At 71.6% G+C, this 23,782-nt stretch carries 20 protein-coding genes and 1 pseudogene; 11 read left to right on the plus strand and 10 right to left on the minus strand.

Annotated elements, in window-relative coordinates; translation table 11 throughout:
* Nucleotides 1–129 precede the first annotated feature (129 nt).
* The 6 genes and pseudogenes from ACZ6QQ_RS26970 to ACZ6QQ_RS26995 form a co-directional block, all read right to left on the minus strand.
* Nucleotides 130–336, minus strand: a pseudogene (locus tag ACZ6QQ_RS26970) (MarR family transcriptional regulator); the annotation flags it as partial.
* Nucleotides 337–367: 31 nt separating this feature from the next.
* Complete coding sequence (locus tag ACZ6QQ_RS26975; protein WP_465880061.1) at nt 368–1,630, minus strand: sugar ABC transporter permease; 1,263 nt, start codon at nt 1,628–1,630, stop codon at nt 368–370.
* Nucleotides 1,627–2,445, minus strand: coding sequence for an ATP-binding cassette domain-containing protein (locus tag ACZ6QQ_RS26980; protein WP_465880062.1), 819 nt, complete (start codon nt 2,443–2,445; stop codon nt 1,627–1,629). The genes ACZ6QQ_RS26975 and ACZ6QQ_RS26980 overlap by 4 nt, the downstream gene beginning before the upstream one ends.
* Nucleotides 2,446–2,626: 181 nt before the next feature.
* Complete coding sequence (locus ACZ6QQ_RS26985; protein ID WP_465880063.1) at nt 2,627–3,724, minus strand: sugar ABC transporter substrate-binding protein; 1,098 nt, start codon at nt 3,722–3,724, stop codon at nt 2,627–2,629.
* 451 nt (nt 3,725–4,175) lie between these two features.
* Nucleotides 4,176–4,655: a Cys-tRNA(Pro) deacylase gene (gene ybaK / locus ACZ6QQ_RS26990; RefSeq protein ID WP_465880065.1), complete on the minus strand. Its 480-nt coding sequence runs from the start codon at nt 4,653–4,655 to the stop codon at nt 4,176–4,178.
* A 10-nt stretch (nt 4,656–4,665) separates the two neighbouring features.
* Nucleotides 4,666–5,916, minus strand: coding sequence for a THUMP-like domain-containing protein (locus ACZ6QQ_RS26995; RefSeq protein ID WP_465880066.1), 1,251 nt, complete (start codon nt 5,914–5,916; stop codon nt 4,666–4,668).
* Between the two features lie 352 nt (nt 5,917–6,268).
* Between ACZ6QQ_RS26995 and groES the strand changes: the two genes are divergently transcribed.
* The 3 genes from groES (at nt 6,269) to ACZ6QQ_RS27010 (ending at nt 10,078) form a co-directional block, all read left to right on the plus strand.
* Nucleotides 6,269–6,583 (plus strand): co-chaperone GroES, encoded by a 315-nt coding sequence (gene groES / locus ACZ6QQ_RS27000; protein WP_121158486.1) that lies wholly within the window; start codon nt 6,269–6,271, stop codon nt 6,581–6,583.
* A gap of 81 nt (nt 6,584–6,664) precedes the next feature.
* Nucleotides 6,665–8,299: a chaperonin GroEL gene (gene groL / locus ACZ6QQ_RS27005; RefSeq protein WP_465880068.1), complete on the plus strand. Its 1,635-nt coding sequence runs from the start codon at nt 6,665–6,667 to the stop codon at nt 8,297–8,299.
* A gap of 177 nt (nt 8,300–8,476) precedes the next feature.
* On the plus strand, nt 8,477–10,078 hold the full coding sequence (locus ACZ6QQ_RS27010; protein ID WP_465880070.1) for a molybdopterin-dependent oxidoreductase: 1,602 nt from the start codon (nt 8,477–8,479) through the stop codon (nt 10,076–10,078).
* A gap of 14 nt (nt 10,079–10,092) precedes the next feature.
* On the opposite strand, the gene ACZ6QQ_RS27015 is transcribed toward ACZ6QQ_RS27010, so the two are convergent.
* The gene (locus ACZ6QQ_RS27015) at nt 10,093–10,488 is read right to left on the minus strand and encodes a WhiB family transcriptional regulator (protein ID WP_465880072.1); all 396 of its coding nucleotides are present in this window, start codon (nt 10,486–10,488) and stop codon (nt 10,093–10,095) included.
* Nucleotides 10,489–10,840: 352 nt separating this feature from the next.
* Here ACZ6QQ_RS27015 and ACZ6QQ_RS27020 point away from each other — a divergent pair, with 352 nt between their 5' ends.
* Entirely contained in the window at nt 10,841–11,863 is a 1,023-nt protein-coding gene (locus ACZ6QQ_RS27020; protein ID WP_465880074.1) for a response regulator transcription factor, read from the plus strand.
* 42 nt (nt 11,864–11,905) lie between these two features.
* Here the strand turns inward: ACZ6QQ_RS27020 and ACZ6QQ_RS27025 are convergent, their stop codons facing one another.
* A complete protein-coding gene (locus tag ACZ6QQ_RS27025; protein ID WP_465880076.1) occupies nt 11,906–12,319 on the minus strand; it encodes a DUF5319 domain-containing protein in 414 nt (137 codons plus the stop codon).
* Between the two features lie 259 nt (nt 12,320–12,578).
* Here ACZ6QQ_RS27025 and guaB point away from each other — a divergent pair, with 259 nt between their 5' ends.
* From guaB to ACZ6QQ_RS27040, 3 genes are all read left to right on the plus strand, one after another.
* Nucleotides 12,579–14,144, plus strand: a complete 1,566-nt coding sequence (gene guaB / locus ACZ6QQ_RS27030) for an IMP dehydrogenase (protein ID WP_465880077.1) — start codon at nt 12,579–12,581, stop codon at nt 14,142–14,144.
* Nucleotides 14,145–14,192: 48 nt separating this feature from the next.
* A complete protein-coding gene (locus tag ACZ6QQ_RS27035; RefSeq protein WP_465880079.1) occupies nt 14,193–15,317 on the plus strand; it encodes a GuaB3 family IMP dehydrogenase-related protein in 1,125 nt (374 codons plus the stop codon).
* 71 nt (nt 15,318–15,388) lie between these two features.
* Nucleotides 15,389–16,864, plus strand: a complete 1,476-nt coding sequence (locus ACZ6QQ_RS27040) for a M1 family metallopeptidase (RefSeq protein ID WP_465880080.1) — start codon at nt 15,389–15,391, stop codon at nt 16,862–16,864.
* Nucleotides 16,865–16,882: 18 nt separating this feature from the next.
* Here ACZ6QQ_RS27040 and ACZ6QQ_RS27045 read toward each other — a convergent pair whose 3' ends face one another.
* Nucleotides 16,883–18,067: an LCP family protein gene (locus ACZ6QQ_RS27045; RefSeq protein WP_465880082.1), complete on the minus strand. Its 1,185-nt coding sequence runs from the start codon at nt 18,065–18,067 to the stop codon at nt 16,883–16,885.
* A 198-nt stretch (nt 18,068–18,265) separates the two neighbouring features.
* Here ACZ6QQ_RS27045 and guaA point away from each other — a divergent pair, with 198 nt between their 5' ends.
* Complete coding sequence (guaA, locus tag ACZ6QQ_RS27050) at nt 18,266–19,819, plus strand: glutamine-hydrolyzing GMP synthase (protein WP_465880083.1); 1,554 nt, start codon at nt 18,266–18,268, stop codon at nt 19,817–19,819.
* Between the two features lie 15 nt (nt 19,820–19,834).
* Here the strand turns inward: guaA and ACZ6QQ_RS27055 are convergent, their stop codons facing one another.
* Nucleotides 19,835–20,107 (minus strand): PspC domain-containing protein, encoded by a 273-nt coding sequence (locus ACZ6QQ_RS27055; protein ID WP_465880258.1) that lies wholly within the window; start codon nt 20,105–20,107, stop codon nt 19,835–19,837.
* Between the two features lie 409 nt (nt 20,108–20,516).
* Here ACZ6QQ_RS27055 and ACZ6QQ_RS27060 point away from each other — a divergent pair, with 409 nt between their 5' ends.
* The 3 genes from ACZ6QQ_RS27060 to ACZ6QQ_RS27070 all read left to right on the plus strand — a co-directional run bounded on the left by ACZ6QQ_RS27060 (nt 20,517) and on the right by ACZ6QQ_RS27070 (nt 23,759).
* The gene (locus tag ACZ6QQ_RS27060) at nt 20,517–21,464 is read left to right on the plus strand and encodes an NUDIX hydrolase (protein ID WP_465880084.1); all 948 of its coding nucleotides are present in this window, start codon (nt 20,517–20,519) and stop codon (nt 21,462–21,464) included.
* Between the two features lie 102 nt (nt 21,465–21,566).
* Nucleotides 21,567–22,475 (plus strand): NUDIX hydrolase, encoded by a 909-nt coding sequence (locus ACZ6QQ_RS27065; protein ID WP_465880086.1) that lies wholly within the window; start codon nt 21,567–21,569, stop codon nt 22,473–22,475.
* 345 nt (nt 22,476–22,820) lie between these two features.
* Entirely contained in the window at nt 22,821–23,759 is a 939-nt protein-coding gene (locus ACZ6QQ_RS27070; protein WP_465880259.1) for a CDP-alcohol phosphatidyltransferase family protein, read from the plus strand.
* Nucleotides 23,760–23,782: the final 23 nt, after the last annotated feature.

Here is a 23,782-nt window from a genome sequence, read left to right on the forward strand (position 1 = left end):
AGGACCCACGCCACCCCGTCCCCGTACAGCCCCCACGACCACACAACCCCCCCCCCCCCCCCCCCCCCCCCCCTCCTCCCCCCCCCCACCCCCCCCCCAACCCCCCCCCCCCCCCCCCCCCCCCCCCCCCCCCCCCCGGCCGGTTTCCCGGGGTGCCCGTTCGCTGACCAGGCCCGCGGCGGTCAGCTCGGCGGTCAGCGCGCCGATCGTGCTGCGGTTGAGCCCCAGCGCCGTGGTGAGTTCCGCCCGTGACGTCGCGCCGTGCACGTGCACGTAGCGGAGCAGCGCGCCCAGATTCTGGCGGCGGACTTCCTCCTGGCTCGGCCCGGCGCGCATCGGTTGTTCACATCACTTTCGGGAGACAGCGTCATCTATGTCCGGTGGCGGCGGCACGTCTTCTGGAGAGTGCGTCGACCCCGGCCGCGGCCAGCAGTACCAGGCCGGTGACCACGAACTTGACGCCGGAGCTGTAGCCCAGCAGGCCCATTCCGTTGTCGATCACCGCGACCACAGCACCACCGAGGACCGCGTCGAACACCCGGCCCTTGCCGCCGAAGAGGCTGGTACCGCCGATGACCGCCGCGCCGACCGCGTAGAGCAGCACGTTACTGCCGCCGGTGTTCGGGTCGACCGACCGGCCACGGCTGGCCGCCACGATGCCGCCGATCGCGGCCAGCAGCGAGCAGATCACGAAGACCGAGATCCGGATCCGGTCCACGTTGATACCGGCCCGCCGGGCGGCCTCGGCGTTGCCGCCGACCGCGTAGACGTGCCGGCCGTAGACCGTGCGCTGGAGCACGAAGGTGAGCACGACCAGCAGGATCGCGATCACCGGTACGACGATCGGCATGCCCTTGTTCGACGTGATCAGCGTGTTGATGCTGCGTTCCTGGTTCAGGATGTACGTCGCGACGCCGACGAGCAGGGCGACGGCGGCGATCCGGGCCAGCACCACCAGGAACGGGTCGACGATCAGGCCCCGCGCGACCCGCCCGCGATAACGGATGAGCTGTACGGCGGCGTAGCCGGCCACCGCGATCGCGGCGAGCAGCCAGCCGATCAACGGCTTCACGTTGCTGTTCTCGATCGAGACGATGACCTTGTCCTGGACCGAGATGTTGGTGCCGCCCTTGATCAGCAGCAGCACCACGCCCTGGAAGGCGAGGAACGCGGCCAGGGTGACCACGAAGGACGGGATCCCGACCTTCGCCACCAGCACGCCGAGCACCAGCCCGATCACCACACCGGTGACCAGGGACGCGGCGAGCGCGCCGTACCAGGGCCAGCCGTGCAGGGTGAGCAGCACCGCGAGTACGGAGGCACAGACACCGCTGGCGAACCCGGCGGAGAGGTCGATCTCGCCCAGCAGCAGGACGAAGACGAGTCCCATCGCGATCAGGATGACCGCGGCGCCCTGGGTGAAGAGGTTGGCGAAGTTGATGGCGGAGAAGAACTCCGGGCGGGCGATCGAGAAGCCGATGCAGAGCACCACCAGGCCCAGTACGGCCGGCAGCGCGCCGATGTCGCCGCCACGTACGCGGCCGATGTAGTCGCGCACGTGGTCGTTGACCGTGCGCGTCGGTACGGGCACCGGCTCCTCGCGTACCGCGGTAGGGGTGGAGGTGCTCATTGCTCGGCTCCAGGGGTGATGAGTTCCGCGTGACCGGCGCCGTTGGTGTCGCCGTTCTCGGACCGCAGACCGAGATCACCGCTGCGTCCCGCGGTGATCAGCTCGACGATCTGGGAGTGGGTGATGTCGGTGGTCTTGACCTGGGCCACCGACCGCCCGAGGTAGAGCGCGGCGATCCGGTCCGACACGGCGAAGACGTCGTTCATGTTGTGCGAGATGAGGACGACCGAGAGGCCGTTGTCGGCCAGCCGGCGGACCAGTTCCAGCACCTGGGCGGTCTGCGCGACGCCGAGCGCGGCGGTCGGCTCGTCGAGGATGACCAGCTTGCTGTTCCAGAGCACGGCCTTGGCGATCGCGACCGTCTGCCGCTGCCCGCCGGAGAGGCTGGCGACGAGCTGACGCAGCGACTTGACCGTACGGACGGAGAGGCCGGCGAGGGTTTCGGCGGCCATCCGCTCCATCGTGACCTCGTCCAGGACCAGCCCGCTGGTCTTCTCCCGGCCGAGGAACATGTTCTGCACGATGTCGAGGTTGTCGCAGAGGGCGAGGTCCTGGTAGACGACCTCGATGCCGAGCGCGGCGGCGTCGCGCGGGTTGTTCACGGTCACCGGCTTGCCATCGAAGATGAACTCGCCACCGTCGATGGGGTAGATGCCGCTGATGCACTTGACCAGCGTCGATTTGCCGGCGCCGTTGTCGCCGACGAGCGCGGTCACCTCGCCCGGGTAGGCGGCGAAGGCGACGTCGCGCAGGACCTGTACGGGACCGAAGTTCTTGTCGATCCCGCGCAGCTCCAGCAAGGGTGTCGCGGACACGGTGGGTCTCCTTTACACGGGTGTCCGATCGCGGGGGGTGTTCCGGTCGCGGGGTGTCCGTTCGCGGGGCTCCGGTCGCGAAGGTCCGAACAGGCATCCGGTCGGGTCAACCCGGTGTGCCCGTCCGCCGACCTACGGTCGACGGACGGGCACGGTGACTCCGAACGGGGTCAGAGCAGGGTCAGCTGATGCCGGCAGCGGCGCAGGCCGCGGCGTACGCCGGGGTGCACAGCTCTTCCTTGGTCACGAAGCCGTCGTCGACGACGTCCTTGACGTTGGTCTTGTCGATCGCCTTCGGGGTGAGCAGGACCGACGGGACCTCGCGCCCGCCCTCCGGGTCCTTGACCGTCTGGCCGACGTCCTTCTTCTCGCCCTTGGCCAGGGCGATGGCCAGCTCGGCACCCGCCTGGGCCTCCTGCTTGATCGCCTTGTAGACGGTCATGCACTGGTCACCGGCGAGGATGTTCTGCAGGCCCTGGACGGTCGCGTCCTGGCCGGTCACCGGGACCTTGCCGTTGAGGCTGTTCTTCTTCAGCACGGAGATGACCGCGTTGCCGAGGCCGTCGTTCGCGGCCAGCACGCCGTCGATCTTGCCGCCCTGCGAGGTCAGGTTCTGCTCGAAGATGGTGCCCGCCTGGGCGTTGTCCCAACCCGGAACGGAGGTGTCGGGGCCCTTGACGTACTCCTTGGAGTCGTACTTGGGCTGGAGCACCGAGTCGTAGCCGTTCTTGAACAGGGTGGCGTTGTTGTCGGTCGGCGAGCCGTTCAGCTCGGCCACGACCGGGTTCTTGACGCCCTTCTCGGTCAGGCACTTGACCAGGCCCTCGCCCTGGAGCTTGCCAACCGCGACGTTGTCGAAGCTGACGTAGTACTGGGCCGAGCCGCCGAGGGTGAGGCGGTCGTAGTCGATGGTGGCGACGCCCTGGGACTTCGCCTTGTCGAGCACGGCCTTACCGGTGCCGGAGTCCAGGTTCACGATCATCAGGGCGGTCGCGCCACCGGTGATCATCTGGTCGGCGATGGTCTGGAACTGCGACTTGTCACCCTGGGCGTTCTGGATGACGTACTCGACGCCCGCGGTCTTGAAGGCCTCTTCGAGGTACTTCCGGTCCGCGGTCTCCCAGCGGTCGGAAGAGGCGCTGTCCGGCAGGATCACGCCGATCTTCGGGGTCTTGGCGCCGCTGCCACCGGCGGCGTCGTCGGAGTTGTCGCCGCAGGCCGTCAGGGCACCGGTGGCCAGCAGGCCCACGGCGGCGAGGGTGAGGATCCCTTTGCGCATTGCTCGGGTCCTTTCGAGGGGGTGGGGTTCGGTCCGCTGAGTCGTTGCGTGGGGCGGCCTGGTCGGTGCGGTAGCCGCCACTGCAGGGGTGGTCAGAGTGGGCCGTACTTACTTTTGTTGTGTCCGGCAACGTATTGCGCTCACGGGGTGGGACACAAGAGTGCCGAGGCCACGAGTTTTGTTGCCTGCGATAACAATTCAGCAACGCGGGTGACACCCGCCCGTCATCGGGCCGGGCAGGCTGGGCGGATCATGCCCATTTGCCGCCTGGTTCAACCCTCGCCGAGCCAAATGACCGAACCGTCGCCCCGACGGGCGCTCTGTCGGCTCACGCCGCCCGCCCGAGTGCCATCAATTCTGTGTGGGAAAAAGCACAGAGCGCAACGACGGTGATCGGCCGACCGGGCGGCGGCGAGCGGTCGCGATTGGTCGACAGTGGGCGGTTCGCCGCTCAGCCGGTGGCGATCTCCGCGGTGACCGCGCTGGTCAGCCGGATCAGGTCGGCCGGTGCGAGCTGGAGTTGGAGGCCCCGCCGGCCGGCGGAGACGTACACAGTAGAGAAACTCTCCGCTGAAGAATCAACTACGGTGGGTAACCGTTTTCGTTGGCCGAGCGGGCTGATCCCGCCCCGGACGTACCCGGTGGTCCGCTCGGCCACGACCCGATCGGCCAACGCCGCCCGTTTGCCGCCCACCGCCGCCGCCAACGCCTTCAGGTCCAGCTCACCGGTGACCGGCACGACCGCCACCGTCAACACCCCGTCGACCTCGGTGACCAGCGACTTGAACACCCGCGCCGGATCCACCCCGAGGGCGGCGGCCACCTCGGCGCCGTACCGGGGCGAGTCCGCCGGCACGTCGTACGGGTGGGTGGTGTGCGCGACCTTCTGCCTCACCAGCAGCGCCGTTGCCGGGGTCCCCTGACCTGCCACGGCCGGGACCCTACCGGGTCGGGGTCACCGGCCGGCAGACCAGCACCGTGGGAGCGCCGGCCACCCGGGTCAGCACCAGACTCGCCGGCTCGTCACCGGCAAGCCGCAGGTCGCGCCGGAACCGCTCCGGCTCCACCGCCGAACCCCGCTTCAGGATCTCCACCCGGCCGACCCGACGCTCGCGCAGCAGGCCGCGCAGCCGCTTCAGCGAGAACGGCAGCACGTCGGTGACCTCCAGACAGCGGGCGAACGGGGTCGGCGCCGCCGTGTCCGCGTACACGTAGGCGATGTCCGGGTCGGCCAGCGTGCCGGCCACCCCGGCGGCGAACTCGGCGACCAGGTGGGCCCGGACCACCGCGCCGTCCGGGTCGTAGACGTAGCGCCGGACCGGGCCGACCGGCGCCTGCACGGCACCGGTCCCGGTGAGCTGGGCCACGGCGACCCCGGCGGTGTCCGTACCGCCGGCCGGCTGGACCGGGATCGGGCCCGCGCCCTCCCGCGCGGTCCGCAGCACGGTGGCGCGGCGGGCCGACCCGGCGAACGGGCCGCACCAGAGGGTGGCCTCGACCAGCTCCCGGTCGACGCTGACCCACTCCGCCTCCGCACCGGGCGGGATCAGCGCGTGGTCCAGGCCGGGCGCGACCTTCACCACCGTGTACGGCACCCGCCGGGCCAGACCGAGCACGAAGTCCCACGGCGGGGAGTAGGCGGCCGGGTCGAAGATCCGCCGGCCGCCGGTCGCCCGCCGGGCCGGATCGCAGAAGACCGCGTCCAGGCCGGTCGGATCGAATCCGGTCGCGTCGGCGCACTCGACGGTGAAGCGGGCGGCCAGCCCGGTGGCCTGCGCGTTCGCGGCGGCCAGCGCGGCGGTGGTCGGATCCGCCTCCACCCCGTACACCCGGATGCCGGCACGGGCGGCGGCGAGCGCGTCCGCGCCGAGGCCGCAACCGAGGTCGGCCAGGGTGCGCACCCCGGCGTCGTGCAACCGGCGGGCCCGCCGGTCGGCCACCACCGACCTGGTGGCCTGCTCCAGCCCGGACCGGGTGAAGAACATCCCGGCGGCGGCTGGGCCGAACTTGCCGACCGCGCGGCGGCGCAGCTCGGCCTGGGTGAGTGCGGCGGCGGCGAGCGGCCCCGGTAGGCCCGCCGAGCGCAGCGCGGTGGCCGCGGCCAGCGAGTCGCCGCCGGCCACCTCGGCCGCCGCGGCGAGCGCGGTCACCCCGGAGGGAGTACGCAACGCGGCGAGCTGGTCGAGATCCATCGAGACATTGTGAGGCAGCACACCCCTGATCCGGGGCTGTACGCGTCGATCGCTGGTGGGGTGGGCGAGGCGCCGGTGAGAGCGCGGCGCGGCCGGTCCGCCGGTGGCCTGGTAAGGGGTTTCACCGAACACGTCGGCCGACATGTTGGCACTCTCCTTGACGGAGTGCTAGCCACCGGCATAACCTGCCGTTAGCACTCTCAGTCCGAGGGTGCCAGCTTCCGGGCTCCGGTCCGGTGGCTGAAACGCCAGGCGGACCGGCACCCGCGACGACGGACCCGCCCGGTGGCATGTGGCAGATTGACGCTGGCCGGCTCGCTGGTCAGCACAGAAACCAGTACCCCAGGAGGGTATGCCCGTGACTACCGCGACCAAGGTTGCGATCAAGCCGCTCGAGGACCGGATCCTGGTCCAGGCGAATGAGGCTGAGACGACCACGGCGTCGGGCATCGTGATCCCCGACACCGCCAAGGAAAAGCCGCAGGAGGGCACCGTCCTCTCTGTCGGCCCGGGCCGCATCGACGACAAGGGCAACCGGATCCCGGTTGACGTCAAGGTCGGCGACACGGTCCTCTACTCGAAGTACGGCGGCACCGAGGTTAAGTACGCCGGCGAGGAGTACCTCGTACTCTCCGCCCGCGACGTCCTCGCGGTCATCGAGAAGTAGTGATCTGACCGATCAGTGATCACTGCCCCGGACCGGCATGCCGGGCCGGGGCAGTGCTGTGTGAAGGGACCCGAGTAAAACATGGCGAAGATTCTGAGCTTCTCGGATGACGCCCGGCACCTGCTGGAGCACGGTGTCAACACGCTCGCCGACACGGTCAAGGTCACCCTCGGCCCGCGCGGGCGCAACGTCGTCCTGGACAAGAAGTTCGGTGCACCGACGATCACCAACGATGGCGTGACCATCGCCAAGGAGATCGAGCTCACCAACCCCTACGAGAACCTCGGCGCGCAGCTGGTCAAGGAGGTGGCGACCAAGACCAACGACGTCGCCGGCGACGGGACCACCACCGCGACCGTGCTGGCCCAGGCGCTGGTCCGCGAGGGCCTGCGCAACGTGACCGCCGGGGCGAACCCGACCGGTCTCAAGCGGGGCATCGACGCGGCCGCCACCAAGGTGTCCGAGGCGCTGCTCGCCAAGGCCGTCGAGGTCGGCAGCCGGGAGTCGGTCGCGCACGTGGCGACCATCTCCGCGCAGGACGCGACCATCGGCGACCTGATCGCCGAGGCGATGGAGCGGGTCGGCCGCGACGGTGTCATCACCGTCGAGGAAGGCTCCACCCTCGCCACCGAGCTTGAGGTCACCGAGGGCCTCCAGTTCGACAAGGGCTTCATCTCGCCCAACTTCGTCACCGACGCCGAGTCGCAGGAAGCGGTCCTCGACGACCCGTACATCCTGATCACGACTCAGAAGATCTCGGCGATCGAAGAGCTGCTGCCGCTGCTGGAGAAGGTTCTCCAGACCAGCAAGCCGCTGCTGATCGTGGCCGAGGACGTCGAGGGCCAGGCCCTGTCCACGCTCGTGGTCAACTCGATCCGCAAGACCGTCAAGGTCTGCGCGGTCAAGGCCCCCGGCTTCGGCGACCGCCGCAAGGCGCTGTTGCAGGACATGGCGGTCATCACCGGCGCCGAGCTGGTCGCGCCCGAGCTGGGCTACAAGCTCGACGCGGTCGGCCTGGAGGTGCTCGGCAGCGCCCGTCGGGTCGTGGTCGACAAGGACAACACCACGGTGATCGACGGCAAGGGCCGCGACACCGAGGTGGCCGACCGGGTCTCCCAGATCCGCAAGGAGATCGAGGCCTCGGACTCCGAGTGGGACCGGGAGAAGCTGGCCGAGCGGCTGGCGAAGCTCTCCGGTGGCATCGCGGTGATCAAGGCCGGCGCGGCGACCGAGGTCGAGATGAAGGAGCGCAAGCACCGCATCGAAGACGCGATCGCCGCCACCAAGGCCGCCGTCGAGGAGGGCACCGTCCCGGGTGGCGGCGCCGCCCTGGTGCAGATCGCCTCGGTGCTCGACGACGACCTGGGCTTCACCGGTGACGAGAAGGTCGGTGTCTCGATCGTCCGCAAGGCGCTGGTCGAGCCGCTGCGCTGGATCGCCCAGAACGCCGGTCACGACGGCTACGTCGTCGTGCAGAAGGTCGCCGCCAGCGACTGGGGCTTCGGCCTCAACGCCGCCACCGACGAGTACGTCGACCTGGCCAAGGCCGGCATCGTCGACCCGGTGAAGGTGACCCGCAACGCGGTCATCAACGCCGCGTCGATCGCCGGTCTGCTGCTCACCACGGAGAGCCTGATCGTGGAAAAGCCGGCCAAGTCGGAAGCCCCCGCCGGCGGGGGCCACGGCCACGGCCACCAGCACGGACCGGGCTTCTGATCCACCGGTGACACCGCACCAACCGTAATACCGCACCACCTGCGATAACCGTCGAACCAGGGTAGATCCGCGTCAATGGCGTACCAAGCGCCGAACCGCGCGAATCTACCCTGGTTTGCGTCCGCCGGGAGGCACGCGTCACTACCGGTCGGACCCGTGATCGTCAACACTGGCCGAGTGAGCACGCAACGCAGGTACGGCGCACTCGCCGGGATCGCCGCCGCCACGGTCGCGATCGGCTCGGCCGAACTGGTGGCCGTACTGACCGGGGCCCGGTCCGCTCCGCTGGTCGCCGTCGGTGGGGTGGTGGTCGACCTCGTACCGGAACCGTTGAAGCAGTTCGCGATCGACGTGTTCGGCATACACGACAAGACCGCCCTGCTGATCGGCACCGGTGTGCTGCTGGCCGGCTTCGCCGCACTGATCGGCATCGGCTCGCTGCGCACCCCGGTCCTCGGGTACGCCGGCATCGCCGGGTTCGGCCTCGTCGGCGCGGTCGCGGCCCTGACCCGACCCGGTGCCGGCGCCGCCGCCGTGCTGCCCTCACTGGTCGGCGCCGCCCTGGCCGCCGGAGTGCTGCGCCGACTGCGCGCCGTCCTGGTCCCCGCCCCGTGGCCGGACGCACCCCTGATCACCCCGCCCACGGGCAGCCGCGAAACGATCGCCCCGGCGACCGGCAGCCGCGAGACGGTCGAGGAGGAACACGACGCGGTGCAGGGGAGGCGGCGGTTCCTGACCGCGGCCGCGGTCACCGTCGGCGCCGCCGCCGTGAGCGGCTTCGGCGGGCGCTGGATCGCCACCCGACGCGGGGTCTCCGACGCCCGCGCGGCGCTGACCCTGCCCGCCCCGGCCAGCCCGGCACCACCGATCCCGGCCGGTGCCGACCTGTCACTGCCGCAACTCGCCCCGTACACGACACCGAACTCGCGGTTCTACCGGATCGACACCGCACTGGTCGTGCCGCAGGTCGACCCGGACAACTGGCAACTGCGCATCCACGGCCGGGTCCGCAACCCGATCACCCTCAACTACGCCGACCTGCTGGCCCGGCCGCTGATCGAGCGGGACATCACCCTCGCCTGCGTCTCCAACGAGGTCGGTGGGGACCTGATCGGCAACGCGCGCTGGCTCGGCGTACCGCTGAAGGAACTGCTCGACCAGGCCGGGCCGCTCGACGACGCCGACCAGGTGGTGGGCCGGTCCGCCGACGGCTGGACCTGCGGCACCCCGACCGCGCTGCTGCGCGACGGCCGCGACGCCATGCTGGCGATCGGAATGAACGGCGAACCGCTCCCGATCCAGCACGGCTTCCCGGTCCGGGTCGTCGTGCCCGGCCTGTACGGCTACGTCTCGGCCTGCAAGTGGGTGGTGGAACTGGAACTGACCCGGTTCTCCGACTTCGACGCCTACTGGGTGCCGCGCGGCTGGTCACCGGAGGGGCCGATCAAGACCCAGTCCCGGATCGACACGCCCCGGCCACGCAACCGGCTCACCCCCGGCCCGGTCACCATCGCCGGGGTGGCCTGGGCGCAGCACCGGGGAATCGAAAAGGTCGAGGTGCAGGTCGACGACGGCCCGTGGGAGCCGGCCACCCTGGCCCCGTCCGCCTCCGTCGACACCTGGGTCCAGTGGTCCCGGCAGTGGCAGGCGACCGCCGGTGACCACACCCTGCGGGTACGGGCCACCGACGCCACCGGCGCCACCCAGACCGGCGAACCACGACCGGTGGCACCCGACGGCGCCACCGGTTGGCACAGCGTGCAGGTGACGGTGAACTGAGCCGGGCGGGCCGGTCAGCTCGCGGCGCGTTGCGCCGGGATCGTGCCGGACCCCGTCGAATGGAACGGCCGGCCGAGCCGGGCCTCCAGTCGGGAGATGTCGACCCTGGTCCGGCGCCGGTCGGCGAGGTCCTCCCAGCCGACGGCGAGCAGCCGCAACCGTTCCGACTCGCTGAAGCCGCCCCAGACGCCGTACGGCTCGCGCACGGTCAGCGCGTGGGCGGCGCACTCGGGGCGTACCGGGCAGGTCCCGCAGACCTTCTTGGCCCCCGCCTCCCGGCGGTTGCGGGACGCTCCGCGTTCCCCGTCGGGATGGAAGAACTGTGCGGTGTCGCGCCCCCGGCAGGCCCCGAACCGTTGCCATTCCCACAGGTCGACGATGGGTCCGGGCAGTCTGCGTACGTTCGACATCTGCAACCCTCCTCCCGCGGCACCGCGACGGACACCCGATCAAGGCCGGTGTCCGGGCGGCGGGCCGCGTTGACACACCCGATTCCGGCCTCCGTTCCGCCATACCCAGCCCGTGAACGCGTCACACGTCCCCGACCACCTGAACCTGATCATTTCCGTCACCGGCTCCGGGTCGGTTCGACCGGGCCCGACCGTGGCGGGACCCCCGACAGAACCCCCAGCCGGCACCAGCAGGGCGGTAAGTCGGCGCAACCAGCCGGAAGAGGCAAAAACTTTCCCCTCCATCAGCCGGAAACTCGTCATGATCAGGGGCGGTCGTGGTCTGCTCTCGTCAGGGGGAAAGGAGACCACCGTGCGTACTGTCCTCGTCTGTGTCCGGACACCGCTCGCGGCGCAGGGCGTCGCGTCCGCCGCGGCCCGGCTAGGGCTGGCGGCCGTGGTGCGTACGGCGATCTCCGACCCCGAGGTGATGCTGCGCCTGGCCGAACGCCCGGCCGACGTGTTGCTGGTCGACACCGCGCTCACCCGCCCGGACAGTGTCGGGTTCACCCGGCGGGTGCTGGCCCGCGCCCCCGGGGCGGCGATCCTGCTGCTCGGCGCGGAGGAGCCCGGCGTGGCGGCGGCGGTCATCGCGGCCGGCGGCCGGGGGCTGCTGCCCGGCGGCGACCAGGACCTGGTCAGCGTGGTGGCGAAGGCGATGCTCCTGCTCAGTACGCCCGGCCGGGGTGGCCGGGGCACCGGGCTGACCGGTGGTGCCGGCGGGTCGACCGGTGCCCCACTGCCGGCCGAGGTCTCCGGCCGGGCCGCCGCCGAACGGCTCTCCACCGCCGCCTCCCGGCTGCCGGCGCGTCCCGGCGCCGTTCCCGGCGGGACCGGGCCGGTGGTGACCGGCCCGGCGCTCGGCTCGGACCTCGGCGGACGGGCCGACGCGGCCGACGACAACGGTGGGGCGAACCCGCCGACGATGGTGCCGGTGCAGCGCGGCGACGACGTACCCGGCGACCACCGGGCGCCCGGCGAGGGTGACGGGTCGGCGGCCGACGGCTCCGACCCCCGGACCAACACACCAGCGGAGAACCGGTTCAGCGGACCCCGACGCGGCGACCCGGCGAACACCGGCGGCTACGGCCGACCGGCCCCGGCCGCCGCCGGTCCCGGCGCGGTCGGACCGCTGCGGCGGGCGGCGCTGACCGAACGGGAGTTGCAGGTGCTGCTCGGCATGGCCGACGGGAAGAGCAACGCGGAGATCGGCCGGGAGCTGTTCGTCTCCGAGGACACCGTCAAGACCCACGCCCGTCGGCTGTTCCGCAAGCTCGGCGCCCGGGACCGGGCACACGCCGTCGCGGCCGGCTTCCGGGCCGGCCTGGTGGCCTGAGTCGTCCGCCCACCGGTCCGGCGCGGGCCCGACCCGAGCGGATCAGCTCGCCGGCTCCGGCTCGTCGTCGTCGGTCCCCTCGGCCAGGGTGTCGTGCACCCCGTCGGCGTAACCCCGGGCGTACTCCCAGGTCACATAGTGATCGGGATCGGGGTCGAAGGCCGGCTCGTGCACCCGGGGCCGGCCGGAACTGAGCAGGTGCCGGAGGTTGCCCCGAAGCAGGTCCCAGTCGAAGTAGTGCGGCTCGTGACAGTCCTCGCACTCGATGACCAGACCCCGGACGCCGGTCGGACCCAGCAACGCCTGGTAGATCTCCAGGTCGGCGAGGTCCTCCAGGACATCCTGCCGCTCGACCTCGGAGAGCGGGTCGTGCTGGGCGTCCTCGGCGGGGTCGTCGAGCCCTGCCGACGGATCGGCGGGGTCGCCGTTGAACGGGTCGATCGGCTCGTCGTGCACCCCCCCACCGTAGTCGTATCCGCACCCGTCGCGCCCACCCTCGTCGCCCGGCCCGCCGGGCGTGCCCGCGTACGGCCGCCGCACGCGCCGGGCGCCGTCACCCGGCGTACGGCCGGCCACTGCCGGCGTACGGGCTGCTCCTGCCGGGCCGGCGCAGCTCACTGGGTACGATGAACCATCGCGCCGCACGTACGGGCACGCCGATGAGTGCGCCCTCGTCACCCGGCCAAGCCCGACCAACCAGCTCAGGGGAGAACTCGTGGACAATTCACCCACCAACGATCTTCCGTCGGGCAGCGGCGACGCCGACCAGTTCGGCGGGCTCATGCCCGAGCTGCCCTCCGGTTCCGCCCGTGCGGTGCCGCTCGGTCTGACCTTCGACGACGTGCTGTTGCAGCCCGCCGAGTCGGACATCGTGCCCAGCAAGGTGAACACGCTCACCCGGATGACGCGCAACGTCTCCATCGCCATCCCGCTGCTCTCCAGCCCGATGGACACCGTCACCGAGGGCCGGATGGCGATCGCCATGGCCCGGCAGGGCGGCATCGGCGTACTGCACCGCAACCTCTCGATCGAGGACCAGGCGCTCCAGGTCGACCTGGTCAAGCGCTCCGAGGCCGGCATGGTGACCAACCCGATCACCTGTAGCCCGGAACACACCCTGCGGGACGTCGACGCGCTCTGCGGCCGGTACCGGATCTCCGGCGTCCCGGTCACCGACGCCGACGGCCTGCTGGTCGGCATCGTCACCAACCGGGACATGCGCTTCGTCACCGACGGCGACACCCCGGTCCGCGACATCATGACCCGGATGCCGCTGGTCACCGCGACCGTCGGGGTATCCAAGGACGAGGCGCTGGAGCTGCTGCGCCAGCACAAGGTGGAGAAGCTGCCGATCGTCGACGGCAACGGCCGGCTGCGCGGGCTGATCACCGTCAAGGACTTCGCCAAGAGCGAGCAGTTCCCGAACGCCAGCAAGGACGACGCCGGCCGGCTGCGGGTCGCGGCGGCGGTCGGGGTCGGCGAGGACTCGTACAAGCGGGCCCGGACCCTGGTCGACGCGGGCGTCGACGTACTGATCGTGGACACCGCGCACGGCCACCAGCGGGCCGTGCTGGACATGGTGACCCGGCTGAAGAAGGACACCACGGTCGACGTGATCGGCGGCAACGTGGCCACCTTCTCCGGGGCGAAGGCCCTGGTCGAGGCGGGCGCCGACGCGGTCAAGGTCGGCGTCGGGCCGGGCGCCATCTGCACCACCCGGGTGGTGGCCGGGGTCGGCGTGCCGCAGATCACCGCGATCATGGAAGCCGTCCGGGCCTGCCGCCCGGCCGGGGTCCCGGTCATCGCCGACGGCGGCATCCAGTACTCGGGCGACATCGCCAAGGCGATGGTGGCCGGCGCCGACACGGTGATGCTCGGCAGCCTGCTCGCCGGCTGCGAGGAGAGCCCCGGCGACCTGCTCATCATCAACGGCAAGCAGTACAAGGCCTACCGGGGGATGGGGTCGCTGGGTGCGATGCAGTCCCGTGGCCAGGCCCGGTCGTACTCCAAGGACCGCTACTTCCAGCAGGACGTGACCAGCGAGGAGAAGCTGGTGCCGGAGGGCGTCGAGGGGCAGGTGCCGTACCGGGGCCCGCTGGTCTCGGTCGCCCACCAGCTCATCGGTGGGCTGCGGCTCGCGATGGGGTACGTCGGCGCGGAGAGCATCCCCGAGCTGCACCGCCGTGGCCAGCTCATCCGGATCACCGCGGCCGGGCTCAAGGAGAGCCACCCGCACGACATCCAGATGACCGTCGAGGCACCGAACTACCACACCCGCTGACCCGCGCCACCGACTCGCCGCCAACCTTCTCATCCGCTGGAGTGCCCCATGCGTGACGTGGTCGAAATCGGGCTGGGTAAAACCGCTCAACGCGGCTACCACCTGGACGACATCGCGATCGTGCCGAGCCGTCGTACCCGGGACGTGGACGACGTGTCCACGGCCTGGCAGCTCGACGCCTACCCGTTCCGGATTCCCTGCGTGGGGCACCCCTCGGACGCCACCATGAGCCCGAGTTCGGCCGCCGCGCTCGGCCGGCTCGGCGGTCTCGGCGTGCTCAACGTCGAGGGTCTCTGGACCCGGTACGAGGACCCCACCAAGATCCTGGAGGAGCTGAGCGGGCTCGGTGAGGACTCGAACGCCACCCGCCGCCTCCAGGAGGTCTACGCCGAGCCGATCCGGCCGGAGCTGATCACCGAGCGGGTACGCCAGATGCGCGAGGGCGGCGGCACGGTGGCCGTCCGGGTCTCCCCGCAGCACACCCTGGCCCTCGCCCCGGTGATCCTCGACGCGGGCGTCGACATCCTGGTCATCCAGGGCACGCTCGTCTCGGCGGAGCACGTCTCCACCACCGACGAGCCGCTCAACCTCAAGGAGTTCATCGCCGACCTCGACCTGCCGGTGGTCGTCGGCGGCTGCACCGACTACAAGACCGCGCTGCACCTGATGCGCACCGGCGCGGCCGGCGTCATCGTCGGGCTCGGCGGCGACGAGTGGTCGACCACCGAATCGGTGCTCGGCATCCGGGTGCCGATGGCGACCGCGATCGCCGACGCCGCCGCCGCCCGCCGGGACTACCTCGACGAGACCGGTGGCCGGTACGTCCACCTGATCGCCGACGGTGACCTGCGTACCTCCGGCGACATCGCGAAGGCACTCGGCTGCGGGGCCGACGCGGTGATGCTCGGCGAACCGCTGTCGCTCTGTGACGAGGCCCCGGCCGGCGGTTCGTGGTGGCACCCGGCGGCCAGCCACCCGGAGCTGCCCCGGGGTGCGTTCGGGGTGGCCGAGGAGTCGCTCGGTTCGATGGAGCGGCTGCTCTACGGCCCGGCCGACGAGCCGGACGGGCAGCAGAACCTCTTCGGTGGGCTGCGCCGGGCGATGGCCAAGTGCGGTTACCGCGACCTGAAGGAGTTCCAGAAGGTCGGCCTCGTGCTCGACCTGGAGCGGTAGTCGCGCCCCTGTTCGGGCGACCCGCGGCGGTTGCCGGCCGGGCCGGCACCGCCGCACCCTAAGCTCGTCCGGTGACTCACGGTCGGTGGTTCCGGGGCGGTTCTGGACGTACGGCGGTCGGCGCGCGCCCGACCGCCGCCCTCGCCACGGTGGTGGCGGTCGGGCTGGTGCTGACCGCCGGCTGCACCGGGTCGGACGACTCGGGGTCGTCGCGGGCCGGGCGGGACTTCCAGCCGGGCGCCGACGGTATCGGTGACCCGTACTTCCCGAACTACGGCAACGGCGGCTACGACGTGGCCAACTACGCGCTGAAGGTCCGGTACGAGCCGGCCGACGACCGGTTGTCCGGCACCGCCACCATCACCGCGACCGCCACCGCCGACCTGTCCCGGTTCAACCTGGACCTGGTCGGGCTGACGGTCAACCGGGTGGTGGTCGACGGTGCCCGCTCCGACTACCGCCACGACGACGGCGAACTCGTCGTCACCCCCAAGCGGGGGCTGGCCCGCGACGACCGGTTCACCGTCGAGGTGGACTACGACGGCCGGCCGGCACCGATCAACAGCCCCGACCTCGGCGAGGGCGGGTTCATGTCCACCGAGGACGGTGCGATCGCGCTCGGTCAGCCCGAGTCGGCGAGCACCTGGTTCCCGGTCAACGACCACCCGGCGGACAAGGCCAGCTACGACATCGCGGTCACCGTCCCGGCCGGGCTGAGCGCGCTGAGCAACGGCGTACCGGGGGAGCGGTCCACCGCCGACGGCTGGACCACCTGGCGCTGGTCGGAGCGGACGCCGATGGCGAGTTACCTGGCCACGCTCGTGATCGGGGACTACCGGGTGAGCACCGGCACGCACGACGGCAAGCCGCTGGTGACGGCGGTGGCGGCGAGCCTGCCCGAGGGTGGACCGGCGCAGCGGTCGCTGGAGCGTACGGGTGAGATCGCCGACTTCCTCGCCACCCGGTTCGGCCCCTACCCGTTCGAGTCGTACGGCGGCATCGCGGTCAGCGACCGTCGGATCGGGTACGCGCTGGAGACCCAGTCCCGGCCGGTCTACGGTCCGGCGTTCTTCACCTCCGGCCCGAACGACACCGTGGTCGCGCACGAGTTGGCGCACCAGTGGTTCGGTGACAGTGTCTCGGTGCGCCGGTGGAGCGACCTGTGGCTGAACGAGGGCTTCGCCACGTACGCGGAGTGGCTCTGGACCGAGCACGACGGTGGCATCACCGCGCAGGAGTCGTTCGACCGGGCGTACGCGGGCACGGACTGGGCGAAGCCGGCCCTTGATCCGGGCCGGTCGGCGCTGTTCGGGCGGCCGGTCTACCAGCGGGGGGCGCTGGTGGTGCACGCGCTGCGGTTGACCGTCGGCGACGAGGCGTTCTTCCGGCTGCTGAAGACCTGGACGGCGGAGAAGCGCAACGGCAACGTGGTCACCGCCGACCTGGTGACCGTCGCCGAGCGGGTCGCCGGCCGGACGTTGCGCCCGCTCTTCGACGCCTGGCTCTCCGGCACCACCGCCCCGCCGCCACCGCCGCCGGTCTCCTGAGCGGGGGTGGCCCGGTCGCTACTGGGTGACCACGAGTTTCGGATTGGCCGCCAGGTACGCGTCCGCCCGCCCGGCCCGCAGTTCGGTGAGGAACCGGGTACCGGCCTCGGTGAGCTGCTCACCCCGGTACGACCCGCCCTTGCCGACCGACGCGCCGGGGAGCCCGACCAGGGTGATCGCCTCCGGTCGCAGCCCGCTGAGCGCGAAGGCGAAGTCGACCACCCGTTGGTCGCGCCCGCTGAAGACGAGCGTCTCGCCGAGCGCCCGGATCACCTGCCCGAGCCGGTCCGGGTCGCGGGCGAGTTCTTCGCTGACCACCCGTCCGACGATTGCCTTGATCAGCTGCTGCTGGTGGCGCTGGCGGGCGTAGTCGCCGCCGGTGATGTACCGCTGCCGGGAGTAGTCGAGCGCCTGCCAGCCGGTGAGGTGCCGTCGACCCTGCTCGTAGATCATCTGTGGGCCGGCGTACCCGTCGCCGTTGCCGCTGCCGGGCCGGTGCGTGCCGTCGGGCTGGCGGTGCTGGGAGGCGACCCGCTGGTCGACGTAGAGGTCGACCCCGCCGAGCGCGTCGACCAGGTTGTCGAACCCGTCGAAGGTGAGTACGGCGCTCGCCGCCCACGCGCCGATCCCGGTGTAGCGGCTGACGGTCGCCTCGACCAGTTCGAGTCCCTGTTTCGCGCTCGGTTTCGTCCTGCCGTCGGCGGACCGGCTGCCGTAGCTCATCGCGTGGGTCAGCTTGGTCCGCTGGCCGCCGAACTTCGCCTTGGCGAACGGCGGGATGTCGACCACCAGGTCGCGGGGGAGCGAGAAGAGGTACGCCCGGTCCAGGTCCTTCGTCACGTGCATGATCAGTACGGCGTCCGCGTGCGGCTCCCAGTCCGGGTCGCTGATCCGGGTGTCGACGCCGACGAGCAGCAGGTTGAGCGGTCCGGTCAGCCCGGCTCCCGGTTCGGGGGTGGGGCTGGGCGTGGCCACCGGGGCCGGAGCCGACGCGTTCGGCTGGGCCCGTTCGGCGGCCGGGTCGGCCGTACCGGAGCCGCGCAGCGCGTCGGTCATCACGGCGGCGCCGGCCACCAGGAGTACGGCGACCACGATCCCGGCCGCCCAACTGATCCGGCGACGGCTGCGCCAGCCGCTCGGCGTACTTTCTGGGCCGGTGTCGGGTTCGTCCTCGACCGCCCGGTGCTGTCCGCCGTCCGCCATGGTGTCGGCTCCTTCCGGCCGGGCTGACCAGCCGATTGTTGACCTTGTGGATGGCCGGCCACATTCATGCCGGACACCCTATTGACAAAACGTTGAAATGCCAGTTCAGGTTGCGTGCCCCGATGGTTGAACATGATCGCGTGCCGGCGGGCGCCGCGATTCGCTCCCGCGCCGGGTCAGTAGGTAGGCTTCCTGCACATGAGCACGCCGCGCCCCGTCCTTGTGGTTGACTTCGGAGCCCAGTACGCCCAGCTCATCGCCCGTCGGGTGCGGGAGGCGAGGGTCTACTCCGAGATCGTTCCGCACTCCATGCCGGTGGCCGAGATGCTGGCCCGGGATCCTGCGGCGATCATCCTCTCCGGTGGGCCTTCGAGTGTCTACGCGCCCGGTGCGCCGCAGGTCGATCCGAAGCTGTTCGACGCCGGGGTGCCGATCTTCGGCATCTGCTACGGCTTCCAGGCGATGGCCCAGGCGCTCGGTGGCACGGTGGCGCAGACCGGTGGCCGGGAGTTCGGTGGCACCGCGTTGAGCCCGTCGGCCGAGTCCTCGGTCCTGCTCCGCGAGCTGCCGACCGAGCTGTCGGTCTGGATGAGCCACGGTGACTGTGTGACCGAGGCGCCGGCCGGCTTCGTGGTGACCGCCGCGTCGAGCGGTGCGCCGGTGGCCGCGTTCGAGGACCTGGCGGGCCGCCGGGCCGGGGTGCAGTTCCACCCGGAGGTCGGGCACACCGCGCACGGTCAGACCATGCTGACCCGGTTCCTCTACGACGTCGCCGGGATCGAGCCGACCTGGACGCCGGCCAACATCATCGACGAGCAGGTGGCCGACATCCGGGCCCGGGTGGGTGACCGGGAGGTCATCTGCGGGCTCTCCGGCGGGGTCGACTCGGCGGTTGCCGCGGCGCTCGTCCACCGGGCCGTCGGTGACCAGCTCACCTGCGTCTTCGTCGACCACGGTCTGCTGCGGGCCGGCGAGGCCGAGCAGGTGGAGAAGGACTACGTGGCGGCGACCGGGATCAAGCTGAAGGTGGTGGACGCCGCCGACCGGTTCCTCGACGCGCTGGCCGGCGTCACCGACCCGGAGCAGAAGCGCAAGATCATTGGCCGGGAGTTCATCCGGGTCTTCGAGGCCGCCGCCCGCGAGGTGGCCGCCAGCGGCGACGTGGAGTTCCTGGTCCAGGGGACGCTCTACCCGGACGTGGTGGAGTCCGGCGGCGGCACCGGGACGGCCAACATCAAGTCCCACCACAACGTCGGCGGGCTGCCCGACGACCTGAAGTTCGCGCTGGTGGAGCCGCTGCGCACGCTGTTCAAGGACGAGGTACGCGCGCTCGGGGTGGCGCTCGGGCTGCCCGAGGAGATGGTCTGGCGGCACCCGTTCCCCGGACCGGGGCTGGCCATCCGGATCATCGGCGCGGTCGACCGGGAACGGCTCGACCTGCTGCGCGCCGCAGACCTGATCGCCCGCGAGGAGCTGACCGCGTCCGGCCTCGACCGCGACGTCTGGCAGTTCCCGGTGGTGCTGCTCGCCGACGTACGCAGCGTCGGGGTGCAGGGCGACGGGCGCAGCTACGGTCACCCGGTGGTGCTGCGCCCGGTATCCAGCGAGGACGCGATGACCGCCGACTGGTCCCGCCTGCCCTACGACCTGATCGGCCGGATCTCCACCCGGATCACGAACGAGGTGCCCGAGGTGAACCGGGTGGTGCTCGACGTCACCAGCAAGCCGCCGGGCACCATCGAGTGGGAGTAGCCCCGACCGGCCAGGTCACGCCGACGGCGTGACCGGACCGGTGCCCGGAGTCGGCGGCTGCCAACCGGGCGCGGGGTGCGGCCAGGCGGGCGCGCCCGCCGGCTCGGCCGGCATCAGGAACCACATGATCGGGTACGCCAGCAGCGCGACGCCGCCGGTCAGCAGCACGACCACGGCGAAGATGACCCGGACCAGGGTCGGGTCGACGGCGAAGTAACGCCCGAGCCCGCTGGCGACACCGGCGAGCATCCGGTCGGTCACCGGCCGCCGCAACTGCCGGTACGGCACCTGGAACTGCGGTCCGTCGAACTGCCCGCCCTGCGGCGGGCCGTAGAACGGCGCCCCCTGCGGCGCGCCCTGGAACGGTGCTTCCTGGTACGGCGCCCCCTGCGGCGCGCCCTGGAACTGCGCCCCCTGGAACTGCGCCCCCTGGAACGGCGCCCCCTGGAACTGCGCCCCCTGGAACGGCGCCCCCTGCGGCGGGCCCTGCAACGGCGGGGCCTGCGGGGACTGGTCGGGGGTCGGTGGGGTCTGCTGCGGCATCTCGGTCATGTCTCCACGGTCCGCGTCCGCCGACCCGCTGACCTCGGTGACCGCCCCGATCCTTACCCTGACTGTCCCCCGAAAGCGTGGCCGACTGTCAGGAATCCGACTCTGTTCATCGACCCGGAACATGATCCGGGGAGAATTTCGCCCTGTGACCCCTGCGCTAGAGCCGATTCGTAGGATCGCGGCTTACGCCGTTTGTACAGATTCCGAGGACCGGGTGCTGCTCGTACGCGCCTCGTCCGGGTCCGGCACGCCCGGAGTGTGGTCGTTGCCGGGCGGTGCGGTCGACCATGGCGAAGACCCCAACCACACGGTGGTCCGGGAAACCGCCGCCGAGACCGGGTTGTCGGTCTCGGTCTCCGGGCTGATCGACGTGCTGGCCGACATGCGTTCCCTGCCGCAGCGCGGCGTCACCATCCACACCGACCGGCTGCTCTACCGGGTCTCGGTCCGGGGCGGCACCCTCTGCGACCGGATCGGCCAGCCGACCGACCTGGCCCGCTGGCACAGCCTGGACGAGGCGAAGTCGCTGCCGCTGCGCCCGTTCACCGCGCAGGCGTTGGAACTGCCGCCGGGACCGATCGACCTCTGTCCGGAGGAGGCACCCGACTTCCCGTCCTTCAACGCCGTACCGGGGCCGGACGGGCTGCACCGCGCGCAGCGCTTCGCCGCGTACGCGGTGGCCACCGACCCCGCCGGCCGGGTGCTGCTGACCCGGGTGGCGGACGGGTATCCGGGGGCTGGTTGCTGGCACCTGCCCGGCGGCGGCACCGACTACGGCGAGCAGCCGGGTGCGGCGCTCATCCGCGAGCTGGTCGAGGAGACCGGCCAGCGTGGGCGCCTGATCGAGCTGCTGGGGGTGGCGAGCCACCGAGACGCCGCCTCGCTGGGCCCGGAGGGCTACCCGATCGACTGGCACGGCGTACGCGCCTTCTACCGGGTCGCGGTCGACGCGCCGGCGCCGCCGACCGTCGGCGACGTCGGCGGATCCACCTCCGAGGCCCGCTGGTTCGGCCCGGACGAGTTGGATGCCCTGCCCGCCGAGCGGCTCACCGAGGTGACCGCCGAGGCCGTCCAGGCCGCCCGCCGGGGCTGACACCCGCCCGACGGGCCCCGCGCACTGTTCGGGCGGGTCGGTCGGGCGGCCGACGGAGCTAACCTCGTGATCAACGGATGGTCGACACGGGGGACGGGTGCGATGCGGCGGCGACGGATCGGGGCGTACGGGCTGTGCCGGGACGATGACGGCCGGGTGCTGCTGACCCGGTCGTCGAAGACCGCCGACATCGCCGGGATCTGGCAGGTGCCCGGCGGCGGGGTGGAACACGGCGAGCACCCGGCGGACGCGCTGGTACGGGAGTTCGCCGAGGAGACCGGACTGCGGATCGAGGTCGTCGGGGTGCAGGCGGTGCTGGCCGACGTGAGCCGGCTGGGCGGCCCGGACGAGGACGTGCACACCGACCGGGTCGTCTACCGGGTGAAACCGACCGGCGGCACGCTGCGGGCCGAGTCGGACGGCGGCACCGACCTGGCGGCCTGGGTGTCGCCCGGGGAGTTGCCCGAGTTGCCGCTGATGCCGTTCACCGCCGAGTTGCTCGGCCGGCCGGTCACCGCGCTGCCGGAGCCGCCACCCGGTGCCGTACGCCGGCCGCTGCCGCCGCTGCCACCCGACTCCGGCCAACGGTTCGCCGCGTACGGGTTGGTGACCGATCCGGCCGGCCGGGTGCTGCTGTCGCTGATCGCGGACGGCTATCCGGGGGCCGGACGGTGGCACCTGCCCGGCGGCGGGACCGACCACGGCGAGCAGCCGGCCACCGGGCTGCTCCGGGAGTTGGTGGAGGAGGCGGGGCAGCTCGGCCGGGTGACGGATCTGATCGATGTCACACACCTGCACAATCCCGCCGCCCTCGGCCCGGAGGGTCGGCCGATGAACTGGCACAGCGTACGGGCGATCTATCGGGTGGAGGTGGACGTACCGACCGAGGCACGGGTGACCGAGGCACCGGGCGGATCGACGGCCGCAGCTGCCTGGTTCCCGGTGACCGAGGCGGCGGCGCTTCCGCTGACCGACGTCGCGGTGCTCGCACTGGGGTGGCTGGGCAGGTGAAACGTCGCCGAAATGACCGTTGTGGATGATTCCGATACACTGGCGGCGTGAGTTCCGGTGGGCATCCGCCGGAAAAATGCCCCGGATAGGGTTTCCGCACGGATCGAGCGGTTTGCGGGAAATGCTCCGCCGGCAACTATCGCCAAGGCGCCCCGTCTGTGCGATGGTGTAGGCCGCAAAAGCTTGCCGGCCAACGAACCCAGGAACCCCGGCATCAGTCAGCCGGGTCGCCACCGGGGGTGGCGAACAGGTCAATCGGGTAATGGAGGAAACGTGCCGAGAGCCCCTTGGCGCCGGCGTACGACGGACAACCCGCGCCCCGCCGGGCGCCGCTGGGCCGGGCAGTTGCGCCGGGGTGGTGCGTTTGCCAGGCAGGTGCTGCTCGTCCGGGTCGCACGTCGGGACGACGAGCGGGGTGGCACGACCGCCACCGTGATCCGGCCCGAACCCCACTATCCCGGTGACCGCCGTACCCCGTTCCACCGGCGCTACGGCATCTCCCGGCTGACCGAGGCGGAGATCGAGTCGGTCGTACCGGTCAGTCCGGCGATCGGGCCGATGACCCCGGTCGACGACGTGGCCCCCTCGATGGCCATCCCGCTGCTGCCCGGCGAGCGCACGCTCGCCCGGCGGGCCAAGTTCGCGCTGGTCAACGGCTGCACCCTGGCCAGCCTGACGCTCGGGATGCTGGCGATCTTCCTGGCCATGCGCGGGGACGAGCGCACCGCCGCGTTCTGCCTGATCGCCTGCGTGGTCTTCGACGGGCTCGACGGGGCACTGGCCCGCCGGCTCGGGGTGGCCAGCCCGTTCGGCGCCCAGATGGACTCGCTCGCCGACATGTGCTCGTTCGGCCTGGCCGCGCCCGTGGTGGTCTACGCCTCGCTGTCCGGGTCGGTCTCGACCCCGGCCGCCGCGGTCGCCTGCGCCCTGGTCGCCGCCTGCGCGGCGGTCCGGCTGGCCCGGTTCAACGTCTCGCCCAAGGACGGGCGGTTCTTCTGCGGGGTGCCGACCACGATGGCGGCGGCGGTGCTCGCCCTGGTGGTCCTGATCGGGTTGCCGGTTCCCGGCACGGTCCAGGTCGCCGGGGTCGGGCTGCTGGCCTTCGCGATGGTCTCCAGCTTCCCGTACGCCAAGCTCGCCCGGCTGGTCAAGCTGCCGCCGTGGGTGTGGCTGGCCCCGGTGATCGGCGCGCTCGTCGACGTCCGGCTCACCTTCGCGCTGCTGGTCGTCGCCTACCTGGCCAGCGGACCGCTGCTCTGGTGGCGCCAGCGCGGCACCGCCTGAACCACGCTCGACCGTTCCCGCCC

Source organism: Micromonospora sp. NPDC049529, assembly GCF_055586685.1.

What these genes read in the sequence shown, in the direction of transcription:
- ACZ6QQ_RS26975 (WP_465880061.1), bottom strand. Translation starts at nt 1,630, where the DNA reads ATGAGCACCTCCACCCCTACCGCGGTACGCGAGGAGCCGGTGCCCGTA.
- ACZ6QQ_RS26985 (WP_465880063.1), bottom strand. Translation starts at nt 3,724, where the DNA reads ATGCGCAAAGGGATCCTCACCCTCGCCGCCGTGGGCCTGCTGGCCACC.
- ACZ6QQ_RS26995 (WP_465880066.1), bottom strand. Translation starts at nt 5,916, where the DNA reads ATGGATCTCGACCAGCTCGCCGCGTTGCGTACTCCCTCCGGGGTGACC.
- groES (WP_121158486.1), top strand. Translation starts at nt 6,269, where the DNA reads ATGCCCGTGACTACCGCGACCAAGGTTGCGATCAAGCCGCTCGAGGAC.
- groL (WP_465880068.1), top strand. Translation starts at nt 6,665, where the DNA reads ATGGCGAAGATTCTGAGCTTCTCGGATGACGCCCGGCACCTGCTGGAG.
- ACZ6QQ_RS27015 (WP_465880072.1), bottom strand. Translation starts at nt 10,488, where the DNA reads ATGTCGAACGTACGCAGACTGCCCGGACCCATCGTCGACCTGTGGGAA.
- ACZ6QQ_RS27035 (WP_465880079.1), top strand. Translation starts at nt 14,193, where the DNA reads ATGCGTGACGTGGTCGAAATCGGGCTGGGTAAAACCGCTCAACGCGGC.
- ACZ6QQ_RS27045 (WP_465880082.1), bottom strand. Translation starts at nt 18,067, where the DNA reads ATGGCGGACGGCGGACAGCACCGGGCGGTCGAGGACGAACCCGACACC.
- guaA (WP_465880083.1), top strand. Translation starts at nt 18,266, where the DNA reads ATGAGCACGCCGCGCCCCGTCCTTGTGGTTGACTTCGGAGCCCAGTAC.
- ACZ6QQ_RS27065 (WP_465880086.1), top strand. Translation starts at nt 21,567, where the DNA reads ATGCGGCGGCGACGGATCGGGGCGTACGGGCTGTGCCGGGACGATGAC.